A 21,861-nucleotide genomic window follows, 5' to 3' on the forward strand; every position below is an offset into this window, starting at 1 on the left:
TCAGCTCCTGTCCCAGCGTGCGTACGCGTCGATGATCTCGCTGACCAGCCGGTGCCGGACGACGTCGGAAGACCCGAGGCGGCAGAACGATACGTCGTCGATGCCCGAGAGCACCTGCTCGACGACACGAAGACCCGACGTGGTGGCCGACGGCAGGTCGACCTGCGTGACGTCGCCGGTCACGACGACCTTCGACCCGAACCCCAGGCGGGTGAGGAACATCTTCATCTGCTCGACGGTCGTGTTCTGGGCCTCGTCGAGGATGATGAACGCGTCGTTGAGGGTGCGACCACGCATGTAGGCGAGCGGTGCGACCTCGATCGTCCCCGCCTCCATGAGCCGCGGGATCGCCTCGGGGTCCACCATGTCGTGCAGCGCGTCGTAGAGCGGGCGCAGGTACGGGTCGATCTTGTCCGACAGGCTGCCGGGCAGGAAACCGAGGCGCTCCCCCGCCTCGACCGCGGGACGCGTGAGCACGATGCGCTGGACCTTGCGGTCCTGGAGCGCCTGCACGGCCTTGGCCATCGCGAGGTACGTCTTGCCGGTGCCGGCGGGCCCGATGCCGAACGTCACGGTGTGCCGGTCGATCGCGTCGACGTAGTCCTTCTGCCCGGAGGTCTTGGGCCGGATCGTCCGTCCGCGGCTGGACAGGATGTTGAACGACAGGATGTCCGCCGGACGAGCCGTCGACGCGGCCGTGAGCATGGTCACCGACCGGGTCACGATGTCGGGCGTCAGCGGTGTCCCACCCGCGGCCATCTCGACCAGCTCGTCGACGAGCCGGGAGACGAGCGCGACGTCACCGACCGGACCTTCCAGCCTGACCTCGCTGCCACGTACGTGGATGCCCACGGTGGTGAATCCCGCCTCGATCGCGCGCAGGACCTCGTCCTGCGGGCCGAGCAGCTCGACCATGGCGATGTCCGACGGCACGGTGATCCGGTGCTCGACGCGAGCCGGCGCACCGTGCGCGCGGGCTGCGGGTGTGGATTCGGCCATGAGCTCGGCGTGCGCCAGTCGCTCCTTAACAGTGGTGAGAACGTGAAGGAAGCAGTCTACGAGCCCTCGCCCACAACATCCCGGTCATGCCCAGCGACCGAGCCGCTGCGCCAGGACCGCAACCGCGACGGGCCCTGCGGTGGAGGTGCGCAGGACGTGCGGACCCAACCGGACAGCGGTCGCTCCCGCGTCCGTCAGCCGTGTCAGCTCGACCTCGCCGATCCCGCCCTCCGGGCCCACGACGACGAGGCACTCCCCCTGCTCCGGCAGCGTGACGTCCGCGATCGGTTCGGTCGCCTCTTCGTGCAGGACCAGCACGACACCGCCGGCGTCGACGACCGACCGGACGCGTTCGACGAGGCCTCGGCCGTCGAGCGGAAGCTCGACCTCCGGTACCCGGGCGCGGCGCGACTGCTTCGCGGCGGACCGCACGGTGCTCGACCAGCGCGACCGGCTCTTGACGGCACGGTCCCCGCGCCAGACCACGATCGAGCGCTCCGCCTGCCACGGGATCACCGCGTCGACGCCGACCTCGGTCGCGGCTTCGATCGCCATCTCGTCGCGGTCGCCCTTGGCCAGGGCCTGCACGAGCACGAGCAGGACGGACGGCTCCGTCTCGACCACGACCTCTCTGACGGCGACGACGACACCGTCGCCGGTCACCGCCTCGACGACGCCGATCAGACGTGTCCCGTGGCCGTCGACGACGTCCACCCGCTCACCTGGCGAACGCCGCTGGACGACGCCGGCGTGCCGGCCTTCGGTGCCGTCGAGCAGGTAGCTACCACCGGGCACGACATCCCGGAGGCTGCCGTGGTCGGCGATGAAGACGGGCGCGCTCATGCAGGGGGCCGCTCAGCGGCCGGCCAGCTTGTCGCGCAGCTTCGCGAACACGCCCGTGCTCGACCCGGCGAACCGCGACTCGGGCCGCTCCTCGCCACGCAGCGCCGCGAGCTTGCGCAGCAGCTCGACCTGCTCGTCGTCCATCGCGGTCGGGACCTGGACGTCGACGTGCACGTGCAGGTCGCCGCGGCCACCGACGTGCAGGTGCCCTACGCCCAGGTTCTTGAGCGTCACGATCTGCGACGGCTGCGTCCCGGGACGCAGGTCGACCTCACGCGGTCCGTCGAGGGTGTCGAGCGTGAGCACGGTGCCGAGCGCCGCAGCGGTCATCGGCACCTCGAGCGTCGCGTGCAGGTCGTCCCCACGGCGGACGAACGTGTCGTTCTTGCGCTCGCGCACCTCGAGGTACACGTCACCCGCCGGTCCGCCTGCGGGGCCGACCTCGCCCTGGCCCGTGAGCTTGATGCGTGTTCCCGTGTCCACACCCGCGGGCACGTCGACGCTCAGGGTGCGGCGGGACCGGACCCGCCCCTCGCCGGAGCACTCCGTGCACGGCTCGGGGATGACGCTGCCGAACCCGTGGCAGACCGCGCACGGCTGCGTCGTCATGACCTGGCCGAGGAACGAGCGCGCGACCCGCTGGACGGAGCCGCGGCCGCCACAGACCTCGCACGTGCGGGGTGACGTACCGGGTCGGCAGCAGGTGCCCGAGCACGTGGGGCACACGACGGCGGTGTCCACCGGCACCTCACGGTGCACGCCGAACGTCACCTCCGACAGGTCGAGGTCGAGCCGTACGAGCGCGTCCTGTCCCCGCCGCGCCCGCGGGATCGGGCCCCGTTGCTGCGCGGCCCCGGTCGCGGCACCGAAGAACGTCTCGAAGATGTCCTGGAAGCCGAAGCCGCCACCCATGCCGCCGCCGGGCGCCGACGGGTCGCCGCCCATGTCGTACGCGCGGCGCTTCTCGGGGTTCCCCAACACGTCGTAGGCCCGCGAGACGTCCTTGAACGTGTCCTCGGAGCCTGCCTCCGCGCCCGAGACGTCCGGGTGGTGCTCACGAGCGAGCTTGCGGTACGCCTTCTTGATCTGGTCGGGCGTCGCGTCGCGTGGCACGCCGAGGATCTCGTAGTAGTCGGTCACGGGAGGATCTGCTCGCTTCCGGTGGGAGTGCTGTTCATTGCGCCAGGATCCGGGTCAGGTACCGCGCGACGGCGCGCACCGCGGACATGGTGGCCGGGTAGTCCATGCGCAGAGGGCCGATGGAGCCGATGCGTGCCACGGAGCCACTTCCCTCGTCGCCGTAGCCGGTGGTCACGAAGCTCGTCTCGACGAGACCGTCGTGCTGGGTCTCGCGGCCGATCCGCACGGTGACCGCCTGCGTGTCCTCGGCCATCTCCGAGAGGAGCCGCAGCAGCACCACCTGCTCCTCCAGCGCCTCGAGCACGGGCCCGATCGACCGCACGTCGGTTCCGCCCGCACGCGCGAGGTTGGCGGTCCCCGCGAGCACCACGCGCTCCTCGCTCTCCTGGGCCAGTGTCTCCTCGAGCACCGCGACGACGCCGCGCACGAGGCCCTGGTCGGCGGGGCTGAAGGCGGGTGCGAGGTCGGCGAGCGCCACGGGCAGCTCGGACAGGCGGCGCCCTGCTGCGCTGACGTTGAGGCGGGCACGCAGCAGCGCGACCACGGCCTCGTCGACGTCGGCGTCCAGCTCGATCGTGCGCTGCTCGACACGTCCCGTGTCCGTGATCAGCACGACGAGAAGGTGCCGGCGACCCACGGGCACGAGCTCGACGTGCCGCAGCGCCGAGCGACGCAGGGACGGGTACTGCACGACGGCGACCTGCTGGGTCAGCTGCGCGATGAGTCGCACCGCCCGGTCCACGACGTCGTCGAGGTCCTGCGCGTTCTCGAGGAACGTGCCGATCGCGCGCCGCTCCGGGCTGGACAGCGGCTTCACGCTCGAGATCTGGTCGACGAAGAGCCGGTAGCCCTTGTCGGTGGGCACACGCCCCGCCGACGTGTGCGGCTGGGCGATGTACCCGCCCTCCTCGAGGGAGGCCATGTCGTTGCGGATCGTCGCCGGCGAGACGCCCAGCGAGTGGCGCTCGACCAGAGCACGCGATCCGACGGGCTCCCGGGTGGCGACGTAGTCCTCGACGATCGCCCGCAGCACGTCCAGCCGTCTGTCGTCGCTCATCTCGCCTCCTCCCGCACGCGTGTCAGCGTCCGGGTAGCACTCCCCGGACGGGAGTGCCAATGCTACGCCGCGCCGCCGACACCGTCGGGCGGTCCGCCCAGAGCGGAACCGGCGTGCCTCGCGACGCGCCCACGTCGGACACCTACGCTTCCGGGGTGAGTTCTGACCGCTACGGCTCCGACGTCCTGGGGGGCTCCGGCCCGGCCACGGGCTCGGCCCACCACCGACCCGCACGCACGAGCCGGCCCCAGCCTGCCGAGACGGGCCTCGTGGTCGAGGAGGTCACCACAGGCTGGGTGGGAGCAGTCGTGCGGGTCGAGAAGTCCGGCGGCATCCACGTCGTCGTCCTGGAGGACCGGCGTGGGCGTACTCGGACGTTCCCGCTGGGCCGCGGCTTCTGGCTGGACGGTGAGCCCGTCGCGCTGACCGCCCCGGTTCGCGTGACTGCACCGGCCAAGCCCACCCGGACGGCATCAGGCTCGGTCGCCGTGCACGACGCCAGGGCGCGGGTCGCCCGCGGGAGCCGGATCTGGGTCGAGGGGAAGCACGACGCGGAGCTGGTGGAGAAGGTCTGGGGCGACGACCTGCGGATCGAGGGGGTCGTCGTCGAGCTCCTCGACGGTGTGGACAACCTGCCCGACGCCATACGTGACTTCGCGCCGGGCCCAGGACGGCGCGTCGGCGTGCTCGTCGACCACCTCGTGGCCGGCGCCAAGGAGAGCAGGATCGCCGCCGAGGCGGTCCGGCTCGCCCCTGCGGGCACCGTGCTCGTGCTCGGGCACCCGTACGTGGACGTGTGGCAGGCGGTGCGGCCCGAGCGCATCGGGCTGACGGCCTGGCCGACCATCGAACGTGGCACCGAGTGGAAGCACGGCATCCTGCGCGAGCTCGGCTGGCCCGCGGCGGACCAGGCAGACGTCGCACGGGCGTGGCAGCGCATCCTGCGCTCGGTGCGCAGCTACGCCGACCTGGAGCCGAGCCTGCTCGGTCGGGTCGAGGAGCTCATCGACTTCGTGACGTCGTGACGGCGCCCGGCCCCCGAGGAGTCGGGGACCGGGCGCCGTGGTCCTGCTCTCAGACGGGGGGTGCGATCGGGTCACCGAGCAGCCGACGGAACAGGAACGCCGTCGCGAGGAGCACGACGGGGACCGCGACCAGCAGACCTATGCCGCACAGGGCTGCGCCCGCGATGAGGATCGCCAGAGCGAGCAGGTAGAACAGGATCGTGGTCGACAGGTTGGCCGTGATGAGCTGGTAGCTCGACTTCATCGCGTCCACCGGTGCGAGCTGCTTGCCGATCACGAACCAGAACGTGAAGAACAGCAGGAAGTTCACGACGATCGAGACCAGTCCCCCGAGGACCGGCACCAGGCCCAGCACCACCGAGATGCCCGTCAGGATCAGGGCCGTCAGAACGACGGGACCGGCGTCCACGAACCGGAAGAAGTCACCGAAGCCGACCTGCCGGCCCCCGGTGACGTCCAGAGCCGCCTTGATGAAGATCGCCTGGATCAGGTACGCGATCAGGTAGCCGACCAGAGACAGCACGACGAACCCGAGCGAGAACCCGATCCGACCGCCCGAGGACACCCGGAAGACCTTGTCGAGCCCGCCGAAGACCGCGGCGACGATCGATGAGGCCACGATGAAGATCAGGAACCACACGAGCGCGGCGCCGATGAACAGGCCACCGGCGCGCGTGAACTGCTGCCACCCGTACGAGAACGACTCGCCGATCGGCGACGGCTGGACCATCGGCGCCCCGTACCCGCCCGCGGGCGGGGGGTAGGCCCCGGGGGGGCCGTAGCCGGGTGGCGGCGGCGGGTACGCACCTGGCGGCTGCTGACCGTAGCCGGGGGCCGGCTGGCCGTACTGCGGCGCGGGTGGCGGGTACGCGCCGGGCGCCTGCTGACCGTACGGCGGGGCTGGCGGCGCGCCGTACTGCTGCGCCGGAGGGGCGCCGTACTGCGGGCCGGGTGGGGCGACCGGCGGCGCCACGGGTGGCGCCGGAGGTGCCGCAGGCGGGGCGGGTGGCGGTGGTGGTGCTGCGGGCGGCTCGGAGGGCTGCACGGGCTGCTGTGGTTCAGGCGTGACGGGCTCGCCATCTGTCGGCGGCGTTCCGCCCGGGTTCTCGCTCATGCGTGGCCTCCCTGGTCACGGGCGGTCGTCGCCCAGGCGCCAGCGAACCGAAGGGGATCACCCGTGTCAAGGAACCCCACCCAAACCCGGCATGTCGACACAGACGACCGTCAACCAGCGAGGCTCCGGACGACCGCGTCCGCGAGCAGCCGCCCACGGCGGGTGAGGACGAGCCGCGGGACGGCGGCGTCCCGGCCCAGAGCAGCGGAACCGTCCACGAGACCGTCCGCGATCAGTCCGGCGACCCCGCGACGCGCCCCGGCGGGCAGCACGTCGAGCGGCAGACCGGTCGAGAGCCGTACGCCGAGCATGAGCCGCTCCAGGACTGCGCTCTCGCCGGTCACGGTCTCACGACCGGCCGCGGGGCTCAGGCCGCGGTCGAGCCGGTCCGCGTACGCGCGTGGGTGCTTGACGTTCCACCAGCGCACTCCGCCGACGTGGCTGTGCGCCCCGGGTCCGATCCCCCACCAGTCGTCGCCCCGCCAGTAGGCGAGGTTGTGCCGGCACGCCGTCTGGGGCGTGCGCGACCAGTTGCTCACCTCGTACCAGTGCAGCCCTGCGGACTCGAAGAGGTCGTCCGCCAGCTCGTACTTCGTCGCCTGGTCGTCGCCGTCAGGCAGCTCCAGCTCGCCGCGCCGCACCTGCACGGCCATCCGGGTGCCCGCCTCGACCACGAGAGCGTAGGCCGAGACGTGGTCGACGCCCGTGTCGAGCGCGGTCTCCACGCTCGTGCGCCAGTCGTCGACCGACTCCCCCGGCGTCCCGTAGATGAGGTCGAGCGAGACCGCCAGACCCGCGTCGCGCGCCCAGCGCACGACGTCCGGGATGCGCCGCGGGTCGTGGGTTCGTTCGAGGGTCGCCAGCACGTGCGGCACGGCCGACTGCATGCCGAAGGAGACGCGCGTGAAGCCTGCGTCAGCGAGCGCCTGCAGCGACTGCGGCGTCACGGAGTCGGGGTTCGCCTCGGTGGTCACCTCGATGTCGTCGGCGAACCCCCATGCGTCCCGCACGCCGGCGAGCATGCGCGACAGGTCCGGGACGGACAGGACCGTCGGCGTGCCCCCACCGACGAACACCGTCTGCACCGCCCGCGGCGGGAGGACCTGCGCGGCGAGCGCGATCTCCTTGAGCGCCGTGTCCGCGTAGGCGTTCTGGCTCGCGCCACCGCCCAGCTCCGTGGCCGTGTACGTGTTGAAGTCGCAGTACCCGCAGCGCACCGTGCAGAACGGGACGTGCAGGTACACCCCGAACGTGCGGTCCGAGACGCCCTCGAACGCCGACGGCGGCAGCCGGCCGTCGTCCGGTGCGGCATCTCCCTCAGGGAGGGCCGGGCTCACTTCTTCTTCGCGTCCTTGCCGCCGGCGCTGCCCGCGGGCTCACTGGAGAGCGCGGCGATGAAGGCCTCCTGCGGCACGTCGACCCGACCGATCGTCTTCATGCGCTTCTTGCCCTCCTTCTGCTTCTCCAGGAGCTTGCGCTTGCGCGTGATGTCGCCGCCGTAGCACTTGGCCAGGACGTCCTTGCGGATGGCACGGATGGTCTCGCGAGCGATGATCCGGGCGCCGATCGCCGCCTGGATGGGCACCTCGAACTGCTGGCGCGGGATGAGGTCCTTGAGCTTGGCGGTCATCATCACGCCGTACGCGTACGCCTTGTCCTTGTGCACGATCGCGCTGAACGCGTCGACCGTCTCGCCCTGCAGCAGGATGTCGACCTTGACCAGGTCGGCCTCCTGGTCGCCGATGCGCTCGTAGTCGAGGCTCGCGTAGCCGCGCGTCTTGGACTTGAGCTGGTCGAAGAAGTCGAAGACGATCTCCGCCATCGGCAGGACGTAGCGCAGCTCGACGCGCTCCTCGGACAGGTAGTCCATGCCCTGCAGCTCGCCGCGCTTGGTCTGGCAGAGCTCCATGATCGCGCCGATGAACTCGCTCGGCGCCAGGATCGTGCCCTTGACCATCGGCTCGTTGACGGCACCGATCTTGCCGGACGGGAACTCGCTGGGGTTGGTCACCGTGACGATGCTCTTGTCCTCGAGCGTGACCTCGTAGACGACGTTCGGAGCGGTCGAGATCAGGTCCAGGTCGAACTCGCGCTCGAGCCGCTCACGCACGATCTCGAGGTGCAGCAGGCCGAGGAAGCCGACGCGGAACCCGAACCCGAGGGCCACCGACGTCTCGGGCTCGTAGTTGAGCGCGGCGTCGTTGAGCTTCAGCTTGTCCAGCGCGTCGCGCAGCACCGGGTAGTCGGTGCCGTCGATCGGGTACAGCCCCGAGAACACCATCGGCTTCGGGTCGGAGTACCCGCCGAGCGCCTCGGCGGCGGGCTTGCTGGAGTTCGTGACGGTGTCGCCGACCTTCGACTGGCGCACGTCCTTCACGCCGGTGATCAGGTAGCCGACCTCGCCGACGCCCAGGCCCTTGGTCGGCACCGGCTCCGGGGAGATCACGCCGATCTCGAGCAGCTCGTGCGTCGCGCGGGTCGACATCATGACGATCTTCTCGCGCGGGTTCAGGTTGCCGTCGACCACGCGGACGTAGGTCACGACGCCGCGGTAGGTGTCGTAGACGGAGTCGAAGATCATCGCGCGCGCCGGTGCGTCCGCGTCGCCCGTGGGCGGGGGGACGAGCTCGACGATGCGGTCCAGCAGCTCGGTGACGCCGGCGCCGGTCTTGCCGGAGACGCGCAGGCAGTCCTCGGGGTCGCCGCCGATGAGCTTGGCCAGCTCCTCCGCGTACTTCTCCGGCTGGGCGGCCGGCAGGTCGATCTTGTTGAGCACCGGGATGATCGTCAGGTCGTTGTCGAGCGCGAGGTACAGGTTGGCCAGCGTCTGCGCCTCGATGCCCTGCGCGGCGTCGACCAGCAGCACGGCCCCCTCGCACGCTGCGAGCGACCGGGACACCTCGTACGTGAAGTCGACGTGCCCGGGCGTGTCGATCATGTTCAGCGCGAACGCGTCCTCGCCGACGCCCCACGGCATCCGGACCGCCTGCGACTTGATGGTGATGCCACGCTCACGCTCGATGTCCATCCGGTCCAGGTACTGCGCGCGCATCGCGCGCGCGTCGACCACGCCCGTGAGCTGCAGCATGCGGTCCGCCAGCGTCGACTTGCCGTGGTCGATGTGCGCGATGATGCAGAAGTTGCGCAGCAGCTCCGGCGGCGTCGCCGCAGGGTGGATGCGCGACGAGGCGGCGGCACCGGGGATCGGGGACAAGCTGACTGGCTCCTGAGATCGAGTTGCGGGGCGCTCGAGGGCACTGCTGGCGCCGTCGCGACGAACGGTGACCGTCGTCGCCCTGTCGGGTCACGTGCGGTCGGTACCACCATGGTCCCATGACGACGCGACACGTTGACTCCGATGCCGCAGCGCCCCCGGCAGCCCTGGATCATCGAGCGGTCCTCGGCCACCTCCAGGCCCAGTTCCTGGCGACGATCCCCGCGGTGGACCCGACGACGCGCGTCCCGTGGTGCGGTCGTTGGCGCGTGAAGGACCTGGTGGTGCACGTGGCCCAGATCCACCACTGGGCTGCGGCACAGGCGAGTCGCCGGCAGGAGACGCCGCTGGGAGGGGGACCGTTCGTCCTGACCGACCTCTACGCCGCGTGCGCCGCCGAGCTGCGGGACACGCTCGACGAGCTGGGGCCGGACGCTGTGTCGTGGACTCTCCTGGGCGACGGGCCGGCGTCCTTCTGGCACCGTCGGCAGACCCACGAGACGCTCGTGCACCTGTGGGACCTGCGCACGGCCGGCGGGCTCGAGCTCACGGTCGAGACGGCCGTCTGGGCGGACAGCGTCGACGAGGTCGTCACGGTCATGCAGCCCAGGCAGGAGCGCATGGGCCGGATGGAGCCGCTGCAGGCACCGGTCGCTCTGCACGCGACCGACGGCGACCGGGCGTGGCTCCTCGGAGGCGGCACGGAACCGGCCGTGCGCGTGCACGGGACCGCGAGCGAGCTCGCCCTCCTGCTCTGGGGTCGCCGCACGCCGGACGACCCGGGCCTGCGGGTCGACGGTGACCGTCCAGCGCTCGACGACGCTCTGGGCCGCTCGCTGACTCCCTGACGGCGACGGGTCAGGCCTCCCGTGTGATCTCCACCGTGACGGACGTCTCCTGCGTGCCGGCACCTGCGAAGATCCCGCGCAGCGGCGGCACGTCGTCGTAGGAGCGTCCGCGCGCGATCACGACGTGATGGTCGCCCACCATCGCGCGGTTGGTCGGGTCGTACGCGAACCACTCGCCCACCCACCACTCGACCCACGCATGGGAGTCGCCGCTCACGGTGCTGCCGATCGCGGCCTCGTCGTCCGGGTGCAGGTAACCCGAGACGTACCGGGCGGGGATGCCGATCGAACGAAGGGCACCCGAGGTCAGGTGCGCCAGGTCCTGGCAGACCCCGGCGCGCTTGCCCCACGCCTCGGAGGCCGGCGTGTGCACGGTCGTCGCTCCCGGGATGTACTCGACCTGGTCGCGCAGCGCGTTGCACACGGCCAGCGCAGCCTCGGCCGGCGGCAGGTCGGCCGCGACCCGCCTGGCCAGCTCGACGACGTCCTCGGGAGGCGCGGTCGTCGGCGTGTCCGAGAGGAACTCCGCGAGGCGGTCGCGGAGCTCGGCACCGTGCAAGGTCTCCCAGCCCGCGGGGTTGCGCACCGGCTGCCGCTCGGCCACCTCGACCAGGTGCTCGGCCGTGACGATCATCGACTCGTGCGGGATCAGCACCTCGAACGCGGAGACCGCGGTGCCCCAGTAGTCCCGGTACTCGGACCATCCCGTGTTCGGGTGCACGTCGATCCTGGACTCGAGCACCGTCTGCCCCAGCTGGGTCAGCGGCGTCATCCGCGCCTCGTTGTAGGACGCCCGCACCGGGCTGGCGTACTGGAACGTGGACGTGTGCACCACTCGCAGCCGACTCATCGGTCCTCCTCCGGTGCGAATGCTCGGGCGCTCACAGTGCCTCACCCACCCAGTTCGTGGCGGAGCCGCTCGGGAAGTACCGGCCCCGGATCGCGTCCGACGCCGCAGAGCACGCTCGTTGCACGCGTTCCATCTCCTTGGGCAGCGCGTCGAGCACCTCGATGAGCGGGCGGTACTCGAGATTGGTCCGGACGTAGCCGATGTGCCGTCGCGCATCGTCCACCGTGGCCCGGTCGGCGGACGGCTCGAGCGCCGCAAGGCACGCCTCGGCCTGGTTCAGCGCGAAGACGATCGAGCGCGGGAACAGCTGGTCGGTCAGCAGGAACCCGGCGGCGCGCTCGTCGGACGCGGCGCCGCGGTACATCCGCAGGAACGCCTCGTGCGCACCGCACGAGCGCAGCAGGGTGGTCCAGCTCGGTCCGGCGGAGCCCGCGAGCGCGCGGGTCGTCAGCAGGCGCGCTGTCATGTCGGCACGCTCGATCGAGCGGCCGAGCACCATGAAGTTCCACGTGTCGTCGCGTGACGTGGCCGAGTCGGTGATCCCCGCGACGACGGCCGCACGCTCCCGCACCCAGGTGAAGTAGTCGTGCGGCCGAGCCGGCCGCATGTGCGACGGCAGCTGGTTCCAGGTCGCGTTGAGCGACTCCCACAGCTCGGTCGAGATCGTCTCGCGGGCGCGCCTGGCGTTCTCCCGCGCGGAGACCAGCGAGCCGGCGATCGACGACGGCGCGAAGCGGTCGTACGCCAGCATGTCGAGCACGTACTCCCGGCCGACCAGGACGTGGCTCGGCTCGGCGGGCCGGTCCATGACCGACAGCAGCGACCGGCAGGCCAGGTCCTCCTCCGCCCAGGGGTCCTCGAGCAGGATCTGCACGTGCACGTCGAGCAGACGTGCCGTGTCGTCCGCCCGCTCGACGTACCGTCCGATCCAGAAGAGCGACTCCGCGATCCGGCTCAGCACGCGCGACCACCTCCTGGCTCGTTCGACGACGTGGCGGGGAACGACCGTCCCTGCTGCTGCTGCATGACCTGGGCGCGCACGTCGCTCGGGTTCGAGTCGATCGGCACCGCTTCGTCCTGTGCGACCGACTGGGGAAGGTCGGACCCGTGGCGGACCGCCCGGCGCGGCACGGCACCGCCGAGCACCCAGGTGTCCTTGGAGCCGCCGCCCTGCGAGGAGTTGACCACCAGCTCACCCTCCGGCAGCGCGACGCGCGTCAGACCGCCGGGCAGGACGAACACGGACTCGCCGTCGTTGACCGCGAAGGGCCGCAGGTCGGTGTGCCTGGGCCGGAGCTTGTCGCCGATCAGCGTCGGGATCGTCGAGAGCTGGACCACCGGCTGCGCGATCCAGCCGCGGGGGTCCTCCCGGAGCCGCACCCGCAGCGCCGCCAGCTCGTGCTGCGACGCCCTCGGACCCACGACCAGCCCTTTGCCGCCCGACCCGTCGACGGGCTTCACCACGAGCTCGTCGAGCCGGTCGAGCACCTCCTCGAGCGCCTCCGGCTCCTCGAGCCGCCAGGTGTCGACGTTCCGCAGGATCGGCTCCTCGGACAGGTAGTACCGGATCAGGTCCGGCACGTAGGTGTAGACCAGCTTGTCGTCGGCAACCCCGTTGCCCACCGCGTTGGCGATCGTGACGGTGCCGTTGCGCGCGCAGGTCATGAGACCAGGGCTGCCGAGGAACGAGTCGCTCCGGAACACGACCGGGTCGAGGTAGTCGTCGTCGACCCGGCGGTAGATCACGTCCACGCGGCGTCGACCCTGGGTGGTGCGCATCCAGACCCTGCCGGAGGCGCAGAACAGGTCCCGTCCCTCGACGAGCTCGACGCCCATCATCCGCGCGAGCAGCGAGTGCTCGTAGTAGGCGCTGTTGAAGACGCCAGGCGTCAGGACGACCACCGTCGGCTCGTCGACGCCGTGCGGCGCTGCCGCGGTCAGCGCGGCCAGGAGCCGACGCGGGTAGTCGGCGACCGGTCGGATCCGCAGCGCCGCGAACAGCTCGGGGAACGTCTGGGCCATCGCACGCCGGTTGGACAGCACGTAGCTCACGCCGCTGGGCACCCGCACGTTGTCCTCGAGCACCCGCCAGCCGTCGAGGCTGTCGCGGATCAGGTCGATCCCGGAGACGTGCACCCGCACCCCGTTGGGCGGCGTGATTCCCCGCGCCGCGCGCAGGAAGTTCGTCGACGACACGACGACCGACCGTGGGATGACGCCGTCGGCGATCGCGCGCTGCGGGCCGTACACGTCCGCGAGGAACGCCTCGAGCGCACGCACCCGCTGGGCGACACCCGGAGCGACCTGCTCCCACTCGTCACCGGCGACGACGCGTGGCACGACGTCGAGCGGGAACGGGCGCTCCTCACCGGCGAAGTCGAACGTCACGCCCTGCGCGAGGTACGAGCGGGCCAACGTCTCGGCGCGGCCGCGCAGCTCACCTGCGCTCAGCTCGGACAGTGCCGTGTGCACGCCCTTGTAGGCGGCGCGCGAACCGCCGTCGGCGCCGATCATCTCGTCCCAGGCTGCGCCCGCTGGGTAGTCGTCGAACAGGTCCGCCATGGTGCGGACAGTATCCGCCCGGTGATAACGGCGCGTTACGCACCGCGGGAGCCGACCAGCGGATCTGTGAGGCACGGGCTCGCCGCCGCTCGACGCTGCACGGAAACCGCAGAGGCCGCGCGATCCGTGCCCGATAGGTTCTGCGGGTGACCCGCGCAACCTGGTGGACGGCCCTGCACAGGCTCCTGGGCCGGCTGACCGGCCGCGGGGCGCCGCACCCGACGGCTGCGGCGCCATCGGTCGGGCGCGTGGTCCTGCCCGACCACGGCGGTGTCGTGCGTCCGGTGTACGCACCGCGGCCCGACGGCGACGCAGACCCTGGCGAGATCGTCTGGGGCTGGGTGCCGTACGAGGAAGACGCCTCCCAGGGCAAGGACCGACCGGTCCTGGTGATCGCCCGCAACGGCCGCGCGGTGCTCGGCCTGATGCTCACCAGCAAGGACCACACCCGCAACACGGCCAGTGAGGCTCGCCGCGGCCGCGTCTGGATGGACATCGGTTCGGGGCCGTGGGACGCCAAGCGTCGCCCGAGCGAGATCCGGCTCGACCGGGTGGTCCAGCTGCACCCGACCGCGTTCCGCCGGGAGGGTGCCGTGATGGACCGGGCACTGTTCGACCAGGTCGCCGTGGCGCTCCGGCGGTGCAAGGGGTGGTGAGGAGTTTCGGTCTGGGGGCCTTGGCCTGGTAGTATTGCCAGTCGCGTGTCCGCCCGGGTCGGCGGGCACAAGCCCAGTTCCTCTCCGCGGGTGTCCCCACGCCCCAGTCCCGGAGCTGTGTGCGCCCTCTAGACCTGTCAGATCGCTTCGGCGAACGCACAAGAGAGTCCCTACGTGGCCAACATCAAGTCCCAGATCAAGCGCATCACCACCAACGAGAAGGCGCGCCTGCGCAACAAGGCGGTGAAGTCCGAGCTCAAGACGCACATCCGCCGCGTCCGTGAGGCCGTCGCCGGTGGCGACAAGGACGCCGCCAACACGGCGCTCGTCTCCGCCTCGCGCAAGCTCGACAAGGCCGTCTCCAAGGGCGTCATCCACGCCAACCAGGCGGCCAACAAGAAGTCGGCGCTCGCGAAGTCGGTCGCCGCACTCTGAGCCTGCTCTGAGTTTCACGGACGGGGTCGACCTTCGGGTCGGCCCCGTTCGTCGTCCCCGGGACCTCGTCGATGCCGCCGGTCGTCGCGGCCCCGACCGCTGGGGGAAAAGCGAAGGCGCCCCCGTTCAGCGGGGACGCCTTCGTGCTGTGCAGATCTGTGCTGTGCGGTCCGGTCAGGCCAGCGACCAGGTCTCCCAGGAGGTCAGCGGCACGGTCGGCCGGAAACCCGCCTCTCGCAGCGCGCGGTCGTACGCCTCGGCGGCACCAGCGTTGTCGCCGTGGAGCCTGTACCGGTCCCCGAGGTCACGCCACGCCGCCGCGGACTGCCGCGACGCGGACATCATGCCGAGCATGTCGGCCGCCAGGCGGTAGGCGCGTGCGGATCCCTCCAGGTCACCCCGTGCATGGAGGGTGTCCCCGAGTGCGAGGTGCGCGATGGCGGTCTCGACGCGCGGGGGCTCGCCCAGTCGCGTCAGCGCAGCGGTCGCGAACTCCTCGGCGGCCGCGACGTCCCCCAGCAGGAGGTGCGCCCGGGAGCGCTCGACGTCGACGCGCGCCATCTCGAGCTCCGAACCCAGCACCGCGAGGTCAGGTGCCGCACGCTCGATCTGCTCGAGCGCCGCATTCGGTTCCGCCGGCTCGGAGCGCAGCAGGAGCCAGGCGTAGTTGAGCCGCAGCCGCGGAAGGTCGCGATCCGGCTCGCCCTCGGAGAGGAGCGCGAGTGCGCGCTCGGTGTACCGCTGCGCCAGCTCGTAGTCGCGGCGCTGCTCGGCCACGAGGGCCGCGTTCCAGTAGACGCTGCCCCGGCCACGCGGCGTCCCGAGCGACTCGGCGAGGCGCACGAGCTCCGCGGCCCGGTGCGTCGCGTAGAGGAGGTCTCCACGCTCGACGTACGCCCACAGGACCGTCGACGCCAGGCGTAGGTGCCCGTCCGTGCCGGTGAGCTCTGCGCTCTCCAGGTCCGTGAGCGTGTGCTCACCGACCTCCACGGCCCGGTGCAGGTCACCAGCCTCGAGGTAGGACGCGACGAGCGCGTTGGCCAGCTTGGCGGACTCCACGTGGTGCGACCGGCTGCGTGCATCCTCGAGCAGCGGCTCCAGGATCGCGACGGCGGACTCGAGGTCACCGAGACCCTCATGGGCGCGAGCCAGCGTGGTGAGGGCTTCGACGCGGAGCGCGGGCGAGACGATGTCGAGGTCGAGCGCCTCAAGTCGCCGCTGGGCGCCGGGGGCGTCGCCCTGGGTCAGATCGAGCCGCGCGTAGTCGATCTCGAGCCGGGTTCGCGCCTCGTTCGGTCCGTCCTCGCCGTGCTTGAGGAACTCGAGGGTTGTGCCCAGTCGGATGGCGAGCACAGCAAGGGCGGAGTCGGTCGGTTCGCGATGACCCGCCTCGATCAAGGAGATGTAGCTCGGGGAGAACGCGGACCCGGCAAGTGCGGTCTGTGACAGCCCCGCAGCGAGCCGGGCGTCGCGCACCCGGTCAGCAATCGTGGTCATGGTCAGTCATTGTATGTGTGACGTTCTCGCGATGCACCACCCCGTCGGGGTGATCAATGGGCAGAGGGGCGCCCGTCGCGGGTCGCGAGCTCAGACGGGGAGCCGGCAGCAGCCCGTGGCGCCCCCGTTGGTGTAGACGATCCCTGAATCGGCAGCGACTGCGGCGGAGGTGCCGGACACACCGATCGTGAGGGCGACCGCAACGACGGCCAGGGCGGACTTGAGGGAACGGGACACGATGGTTCTCCTGTCAAAAACTCAAGGGGTCAGGTCAACACCATGATGACGGATGTCCGCGGACGGGGACTCCTGTATGCCCGTTTCGTGAGGCGATCGGGTGAATCTGGCCGTACTGACACCCGTCCGACCGGGGTCCCACGCCTGTTCAGGAGAATTCCACCCACCCTTCCTCGTTCATAGGCTCGAACTTGTGATGTCATAGAACGCATGACACCGGACGACGCCGACGGAAGGTTCGCGGAGCTCGCGGCCGCCGTGGAGGACGCCATCCCCCTGGCTCTTCGCCAGGAGTGGTCGCAGCGCATCGCCCGCGAACCGGTGCTCGTCGCCCGACAGGGGATCTTCTCGGAGCACGGCCGACCGTTCGCGTACCAGCTGTCCTTCCGCTCCCCCGATCAGCACACCGCCACGGCGACCACGTGGAACGCGCACCAGCACGAGCGGGCCACGGCACACGTCCTGGGCGCCACGTTCGGCCGCGTCGACCTCGAGCACGTCGCCCACGGGCGACTGCTGTTCGTCCGCTGCCCCCGCGCGTACCTGGTCGGCGAGCTCCCCGTGCCGAGCCGACCGGATCGCCTGGTCATCGAGATCAATGACGGTGTGACGATCGATCCGGCCGTGATCGCCGGGGTCCGGCGCCTGCGCGAGCAAGGCTTCCGCATCGCGGTGCCGTCGTTCGTCAGCAACCCCAACCAGCGACGCCTCCTTCCGCACGCCGACTTCGTCAAGATCGACGTCCGCGACCTCGACGTCGAGGGGCCGCCGGTGGTCCACCTCGCCCGGTCCTACGGCGCGCTGCTCGTGGCTGAGTTCGTCGAGAGCGCGGACACGCTGCGGCACGCGCGCGACCTCGGTTTCACTCTCTTCCAGGGCAACCTGCTGGAGCGAGCCGGCATCCTCGACCGCGCCGGCGCGCCACGCGTGAACCACTAGCCGTTCGGGCCCGTCCTCGTCGACACACCCGGTCATACCCGATGCGTCCGATCGGGTGAACGGCGTCATAGGTGCGTTCAACGGCCCTCTCATCGGGTGTGTCCGTGCACGCACTGTCCCCGAGCAGTCCCGCGAGGCTGCCGATCGCGCGTCAGCCGATCTGGACGTCGGACGGCCGGCTCTTCGGGAACGAGTTCCTCTACCGGTCCGCGAACGGCTTGCCGGCGCAGGTCGACCGATGGCGCTCCGACCGTCAGGACGTCGCGACCGCATCCGTCCTGGACGTCCTCTTCGGTGACGGTCCGCCCGGCGACCACCACCCCGCGTTCGTCAACGTGACCCGCTCGTTCGTCGTCGACGACCGCCCGCTTCCTGCTCATGCGGGCCGCCTGGTCCTCGAGATCGTCGAGTCCGTCGCAGCCGACGACGACGTTCTCGAGGGACTGGGCCGGCTCCGAGCGCTCGGCTACAAGATCGCGATCGACGACTTCGCGGCAGAGCCCAACCAGGTCGCGATGCTCCCGTACGCCGACTACGTGAAGATCGACGTCCGCGACGTCGCCCGAGCCGGCCCGCAGATCGTGCAGCTCGCGCGCCGCCACGGAGCACTGCTCGTCGCAGAGCGGGTCTGGAACGACACGCTCGTGCAGGAGTGCCTCGCGCTCGGGTTCGAGCTGCTGCAGGGGGACGTCCTCGGGCCCGCCATCACGCTGACGGACTGACGGGTCAGCTCCCGACGGACGCCGCCACACGCAGCACGGCCCGTTCGACGGCGAACTGGGGGTCGCGGCCCTCGCCCTTGACCTCCGCGTCCGCCTGCGCGACAGCCGAGATCGCACCTGCGAGTCCCTCGGGGGTCCATCGCCGAAGGTCAGCCACGGCACGGTCCGTCTGCCACGGGGCGAGCCCGAGATCCCGGACAGCACCCGCACCACGACCGCGCACCGCAGCGACCTTGGCGAGCACCCGGAGCTTGGCTGCGAGCGCTGCGACGATGGGCACAGGATCGACGCCCGTCGCCAGGGCGTGGCGCAGCAGCGCGACCGCCTGCCCCGCGTTTCCTGCGACGGCGGCGTCTGCCACCCGAAAGCCCGTGGCTTCGATCCGCCCGCCGTAGTAGCGCTCGACCACGTCGGCGCCGATCAGCCCCGACGTGTCTGCCACCAGCTGTCCGCACGCGGCCGCGAGCTCGCGAAGGTCGCTGCCCACCGCGTCGACGAGCGCGCGCACGGCCGCAGCGTCGGCGCGACGCCCCGCCCGCCGGAGCTCGGCGGTGACGAACGCGCTCTTGTCCGAGTCCGACTTGATGACGTCGCACGCGACCGTGGGCACACCGGTCGAGCGCAGCAGGTCCAGGAGCTTCTTGCCGCGAACTCCACCCCCGTGCCGCAGCACGAGCACGACGCCCGGCGGTGGTGCGGTGACGAAGACGGTGACATCCGACAAGAGCTCGTCGGGGCCCTTCTCGAGCGCGTCGACGACCACGACCTTGTCCTCGGCGAACAGCGACGGGCTCGCGACGACGCCGAGCGTCCCGACCACGTAGTCGGCACCGTCGAGCCGGGTCACCTCGACGCCCGGGTCTGCGGCCCTCGCCAGGGCGACCACCCGCTCCACCGCGCGGTCGGCGAGCAGGCCCTCGGCACCGCTCACGAGCAGTACGGGTGCGAGCTCGACGGCGTCCCAGGAGACACCTGCCGTCTTGGGTGCTGGGCCCTTTCTGGGGGACCGAGTTGCAGGAGGCACGCGCACAGCCTGCCAGACCTCACCGACGCCGGCGGGCGAGGAGCAGCCGTGCGGTGCACATGCTCGCGCCGGCGGCCAGCGCGATACCCGCTGGACCGGGGTGCCACGTCACCTGCGCCCCAGGGGCTGCCGCCACGAGCCGCGCGACCGCTCCGATCCACCAGCACGCCGCACCCGCACCGAGCGCGAGCAGCTGGGCACCCCACGGGCACCACGACGCGAGGCCCGCTGCGGCGAGCCCGAGCACGGTCGCCGGCGCGACGGCAGGTGCGACGAGCAGGTTGGCCGGGATCGAGTAGAGCGCAACGTTCGGCGTCACGAGCAGGATCGCCGGCGCGCACACGAGCTGGGCGGCGACCGGCATGGCGACAGCCTGAGCGACCGTCCGTCCGCACCGCTGCGACCAGCGCTGCGCGAACGGGCCTCCCAGGAGCACCAGGCCACCGGTCGCCAGGACGGACAGCAGGAAGCCGAGCTCGCCGGCCAACCAGGGGTCCAGCACCAGCAGGACGACGACCGCAGCGCACAGTGCCGGTGGTGCGCGGTGCGGCCGGCCGACGAGCAGCCCGAGCGCGGCGACGAGCCCCATCGCGGCCGCACGCACGACGCTCGGCGACGGGTGGACGAGCAGCACCATGGCGGCCATCGCCGCCACGACGAGCGCGGCGCGCACGCCGCGCGGGAGTCGCACAGCGGTCGCGAGGGTGAGGACGAGCAGTGCCACGAGCGAGAAGTGCGCACCCGAGACGGCGGTGACGTGCGTCAGGCCCGCGACCCGCATGTCTGCCGCGAGGTCGCTGGTCACCCCGCTCGTGTCGCCGACAGTCACTCCCGGCAGCAGGGCACGGGCGTCACCCGGCAACGGGGCCGCGAGCCCCGCGACGTCCTCGCGGACGTTCGTCGCGAGCGCATCCCACCGCGGTGCCTCGGCGACGACCTCCGGATCCGAGCTGGTGAGCAGAACCGCGACGACCCGGTCCCCGGGTGCGCCCTCCTGCACCCGCCCGACGACCCGGACGCGCGCACCGTACGGTGCTTCTGCCAGCGCAGGAGGTCCGATGACGAGGACCTGGCCGACGGCGTCCGAGGCCCGTCCCCCGCCGGAGGCCGTGTCGACCGCGATCGTGCACCGGGCTCGCGCCGGTGCCCCCGGCCACGCGGGCGGCAGGAGCGCAGACTCGCGGACCCGACCGGTGAACGTGCCGACGGACCCCGCCGCCGCGATCTGAGGCAGCACGCCGTGGGAGCGAGCAGCCAGCTGGGTGGCCCCGGTACCGAGCACCGCCCCGACCGTCAGCAGCGTGAGCGCACACGTCGCAGCCAGAGCGTGCCGCAGGTCCCGGTGCCTCTGAGCGGGGCCGGTTCCTGGCTTCCGTGGGGCCCGGTGCACGTCCCGGTCCCCGGCGGTCAGCCTGCGGACGAGCGCACCCACGATCACGACGATCACGCAGGTTCCTGAGCCGACGGCGGCGACCACGGGCTCTGCGCGCACGACCTGGAGCGCGGCGAGCCAGGCGCCGGCGGCGGGTGCGACGAGGCGGAGGTCGACCGTGACGGGCGGGTCGTGGTCGTCGCTCTCATCAGCCGCAGGATCGAGGTGGAGCACCTCAGTCGTCACACTCGGACCAGGTCGCGCAGGCGGTCCAACAACGTCGGTCCGATACCGCTCACGTCGCCCAGATCGTCGACCGACGCGTACGGCCCGTCGTCGCGGTGCGCCACGATCCGCTGGGCGAGCACCGGTCCGATCCCCGGAAGCGCGTCGAGCGCGGCCTCGTCGGCGGTGTTCAGGTCGACGCGGTCGTCCGACGGTTCCGCGGGCACTCCCCCGACCACGGCATCCTGCCCCTGCTGGGGCACCACGATCTGCTCGCCGTCGACCAGGACCCGGGCCATGTTGAGCGTGCTGACCTGCGCGTCAGGCGTAGGGCCGCCCGCGGCAGCGACCGCGTCCACCACCCGAGAACCGGCGGGAAGTCGCACGACGCCTGGCGCGGCCACCGCACCGACCACGTCGACGACGACGAGCGTCTGCTCGCCCGTCGCCGTCGCCGCCGCCGTTGCTGTCGGCGTGCCGTCCGGTGCCGGCACCGGTAGTACGACCGGCGGCCCCGGTGCCGCCGAAGCCGCCCGCAGCGCGACGCCCCCTGCGAGCAGCAGCACGGCCGCTCCCGCGACACCGACCAGCCGCCACGACAGCGCCCAGCGCATCCGACGTCGAGGATGCCTGGTGTGCGGCGCACCGTGGGAGGCGCTGTAGCCGTCTGCGGCGACGCGCAACGCGGCCATGGACCGTGGCTCGGGGGCCGCGGCTCCCGTGCCGGCGAGACCTGGCAGAGGCGGCCAGATGCCCCCACCGGCTGACCTTCCGGGAGTGCGCTCCGCCGGGTGTCCGATGTGCGGGTTGAGTGCCACCGGTGCAACCGGCACCAGGGTCTCCGGTGGTGCGGTGGGCGGGGGCGATGCGTTCCCCGCGGCTGGTGGCACCAGCGCGGGGGGCGGGGGTGGCGCGTTCCGCGCGGCTGGTGGCACCGACGGTGGACCGAGTTCGGGGACCGGCCCCGACGTGGTTCCGGGCGCCGCGCGGCCGTCGAGGACAGGAACCCACCCGGGCCGGGTAGCCCCGACGTGCCGCGAGGTGAGCGTGTCGAGTCGCCGCTGGACCGTCCGGGTCAGGTCGCGGTCTCGAGGCACCCTGT

At 71.6% G+C, this 21,861-nt stretch carries 21 protein-coding genes; 6 read left to right on the forward strand and 15 right to left on the reverse strand.

Annotated features, from left to right (window positions below):
- The 4 genes from N553_RS0111730 to hrcA form a co-directional block, all read right to left on the reverse strand.
- Entirely contained in the window at positions 1-999 is a 999-nt protein-coding gene (locus tag N553_RS0111730) for a PhoH family protein (protein ID WP_028046676.1), read from the reverse strand.
- An 84-nt stretch (positions 1,000-1,083) separates the two neighbouring features.
- On the reverse strand, positions 1,084-1,842 hold the full coding sequence (locus N553_RS0111735) for a 16S rRNA (uracil(1498)-N(3))-methyltransferase (protein ID WP_028046677.1): 759 nt from the start codon (positions 1,840-1,842) through the stop codon (positions 1,084-1,086).
- A gap of 12 nt (positions 1,843-1,854) precedes the next feature.
- Positions 1,855-2,982 (reverse strand): molecular chaperone DnaJ, encoded by a 1,128-nt coding sequence (dnaJ, locus tag N553_RS0111740; protein WP_028046678.1) that lies wholly within the window; start codon positions 2,980-2,982, stop codon positions 1,855-1,857.
- 34 nt (positions 2,983-3,016) lie between these two features.
- Positions 3,017-4,039 carry a heat-inducible transcriptional repressor HrcA gene (hrcA, locus tag N553_RS0111745; protein ID WP_028046679.1) on the reverse strand — a complete coding sequence of 341 codons (1,023 nt, stop codon included), beginning with the start codon at positions 4,037-4,039 and terminating at the stop codon, positions 3,017-3,019.
- A gap of 155 nt (positions 4,040-4,194) precedes the next feature.
- Between hrcA and N553_RS0111750 the strand changes: the two genes are divergently transcribed.
- A complete protein-coding gene (locus N553_RS0111750; RefSeq protein ID WP_028046680.1) occupies positions 4,195-5,064 on the forward strand; it encodes a DUF3097 domain-containing protein in 870 nt (289 codons plus the stop codon).
- A gap of 49 nt (positions 5,065-5,113) precedes the next feature.
- Here the strand turns inward: N553_RS0111750 and N553_RS25400 are convergent, their stop codons facing one another.
- The 3 genes from N553_RS25400 to lepA form a co-directional block, all read right to left on the reverse strand.
- Complete coding sequence (locus N553_RS25400; protein WP_197030021.1) at positions 5,114-6,178, reverse strand: hypothetical protein; 1,065 nt, start codon at positions 6,176-6,178, stop codon at positions 5,114-5,116.
- A gap of 110 nt (positions 6,179-6,288) precedes the next feature.
- Complete coding sequence (gene hemW, locus N553_RS0111760; protein WP_028046682.1) at positions 6,289-7,515, reverse strand: radical SAM family heme chaperone HemW; 1,227 nt, start codon at positions 7,513-7,515, stop codon at positions 6,289-6,291.
- Positions 7,512-9,392, reverse strand: coding sequence for a translation elongation factor 4 (lepA, locus tag N553_RS0111765; protein WP_028046683.1), 1,881 nt, complete (start codon positions 9,390-9,392; stop codon positions 7,512-7,514). Before lepA ends, hemW begins: the two co-directional genes overlap by 4 nt.
- A gap of 119 nt (positions 9,393-9,511) precedes the next feature.
- Here lepA and N553_RS0111770 point away from each other — a divergent pair, with 119 nt between their 5' ends.
- Entirely contained in the window at positions 9,512-10,240 is a 729-nt protein-coding gene (locus tag N553_RS0111770) for a maleylpyruvate isomerase family mycothiol-dependent enzyme (protein WP_051640099.1), read from the forward strand.
- Positions 10,241-10,250: 10 nt separating this feature from the next.
- Here N553_RS0111770 and N553_RS0111775 read toward each other — a convergent pair whose 3' ends face one another.
- From N553_RS0111775 to N553_RS0111785, 3 genes are read right to left on the reverse strand one after another with little or no spacing between them, the layout of a single operon-like run.
- Positions 10,251-11,090, reverse strand: coding sequence for a transglutaminase family protein (locus tag N553_RS0111775; RefSeq protein ID WP_028046685.1), 840 nt, complete (start codon positions 11,088-11,090; stop codon positions 10,251-10,253).
- Positions 11,091-11,121: 31 nt separating this feature from the next.
- Positions 11,122-12,051: an alpha-E domain-containing protein gene (locus tag N553_RS0111780; RefSeq protein WP_028046686.1), complete on the reverse strand. Its 930-nt coding sequence runs from the start codon at positions 12,049-12,051 to the stop codon at positions 11,122-11,124.
- Positions 12,045-13,652: a circularly permuted type 2 ATP-grasp protein gene (locus N553_RS0111785; protein ID WP_028046687.1), complete on the reverse strand. Its 1,608-nt coding sequence runs from the start codon at positions 13,650-13,652 to the stop codon at positions 12,045-12,047. Before N553_RS0111785 ends, N553_RS0111780 begins: the two co-directional genes overlap by 7 nt.
- A 146-nt stretch (positions 13,653-13,798) precedes the next feature.
- Between N553_RS0111785 and N553_RS22405 the strand changes: the two genes are divergently transcribed.
- Entirely contained in the window at positions 13,799-14,308 is a 510-nt protein-coding gene (locus N553_RS22405) for a type II toxin-antitoxin system PemK/MazF family toxin (RefSeq protein WP_231505244.1), read from the forward strand.
- 174 nt (positions 14,309-14,482) lie between these two features.
- Positions 14,483-14,743: a 30S ribosomal protein S20 gene (gene rpsT, locus N553_RS0111795; RefSeq protein ID WP_028046688.1), complete on the forward strand. Its 261-nt coding sequence runs from the start codon at positions 14,483-14,485 to the stop codon at positions 14,741-14,743.
- Between the two features lie 174 nt (positions 14,744-14,917).
- On the opposite strand, the gene N553_RS0111800 is transcribed toward rpsT, so the two are convergent.
- Together N553_RS0111800 and N553_RS25100 are read right to left on the reverse strand one after the other, a co-directional pair.
- Positions 14,918-16,240, reverse strand: coding sequence for a helix-turn-helix domain-containing protein (locus N553_RS0111800; RefSeq protein ID WP_028046689.1), 1,323 nt, complete (start codon positions 16,238-16,240; stop codon positions 14,918-14,920).
- Positions 16,241-16,330: 90 nt separating this feature from the next.
- Entirely contained in the window at positions 16,331-16,477 is a 147-nt protein-coding gene (locus N553_RS25100) for a hypothetical protein (protein ID WP_156043813.1), read from the reverse strand.
- Positions 16,478-16,687: 210 nt separating this feature from the next.
- Here N553_RS25100 and N553_RS0111810 point away from each other — a divergent pair, with 210 nt between their 5' ends.
- Positions 16,688-17,416 carry an EAL and HDOD domain-containing protein gene (locus tag N553_RS0111810; protein WP_028046690.1) on the forward strand — a complete coding sequence of 243 codons (729 nt, stop codon included), beginning with the start codon at positions 16,688-16,690 and terminating at the stop codon, positions 17,414-17,416.
- A gap of 104 nt (positions 17,417-17,520) precedes the next feature.
- Positions 17,521-18,138, forward strand: coding sequence for an EAL domain-containing protein (locus tag N553_RS0111815; protein ID WP_028046691.1), 618 nt, complete (start codon positions 17,521-17,523; stop codon positions 18,136-18,138).
- Positions 18,139-18,142: 4 nt separating this feature from the next.
- Here N553_RS0111815 and holA read toward each other — a convergent pair whose 3' ends face one another.
- From holA to N553_RS0111830, 3 genes are read right to left on the reverse strand one after another with little or no spacing between them, the layout of a single operon-like run.
- A complete protein-coding gene (gene holA / locus N553_RS0111820; RefSeq protein ID WP_028046692.1) occupies positions 18,143-19,162 on the reverse strand; it encodes a DNA polymerase III subunit delta in 1,020 nt (339 codons plus the stop codon).
- Between the two features lie 19 nt (positions 19,163-19,181).
- The gene (locus N553_RS24295) at positions 19,182-20,780 is read right to left on the reverse strand and encodes a ComEC/Rec2 family competence protein (protein ID WP_051640100.1); all 1,599 of its coding nucleotides are present in this window, start codon (positions 20,778-20,780) and stop codon (positions 19,182-19,184) included.
- Positions 20,777-21,451: a ComEA family DNA-binding protein gene (locus N553_RS0111830; protein ID WP_081844525.1), complete on the reverse strand. Its 675-nt coding sequence runs from the start codon at positions 21,449-21,451 to the stop codon at positions 20,777-20,779. Before N553_RS0111830 ends, N553_RS24295 begins: the two co-directional genes overlap by 4 nt.
- Positions 21,452-21,861 lie beyond the last annotated feature (410 nt).

The sequence above is a fragment of the Cellulomonas sp. URHE0023 genome, from assembly GCF_000688475.1.
Classification (GTDB): domain Bacteria; phylum Actinomycetota; class Actinomycetes; order Actinomycetales; family Cellulomonadaceae; genus Cellulomonas.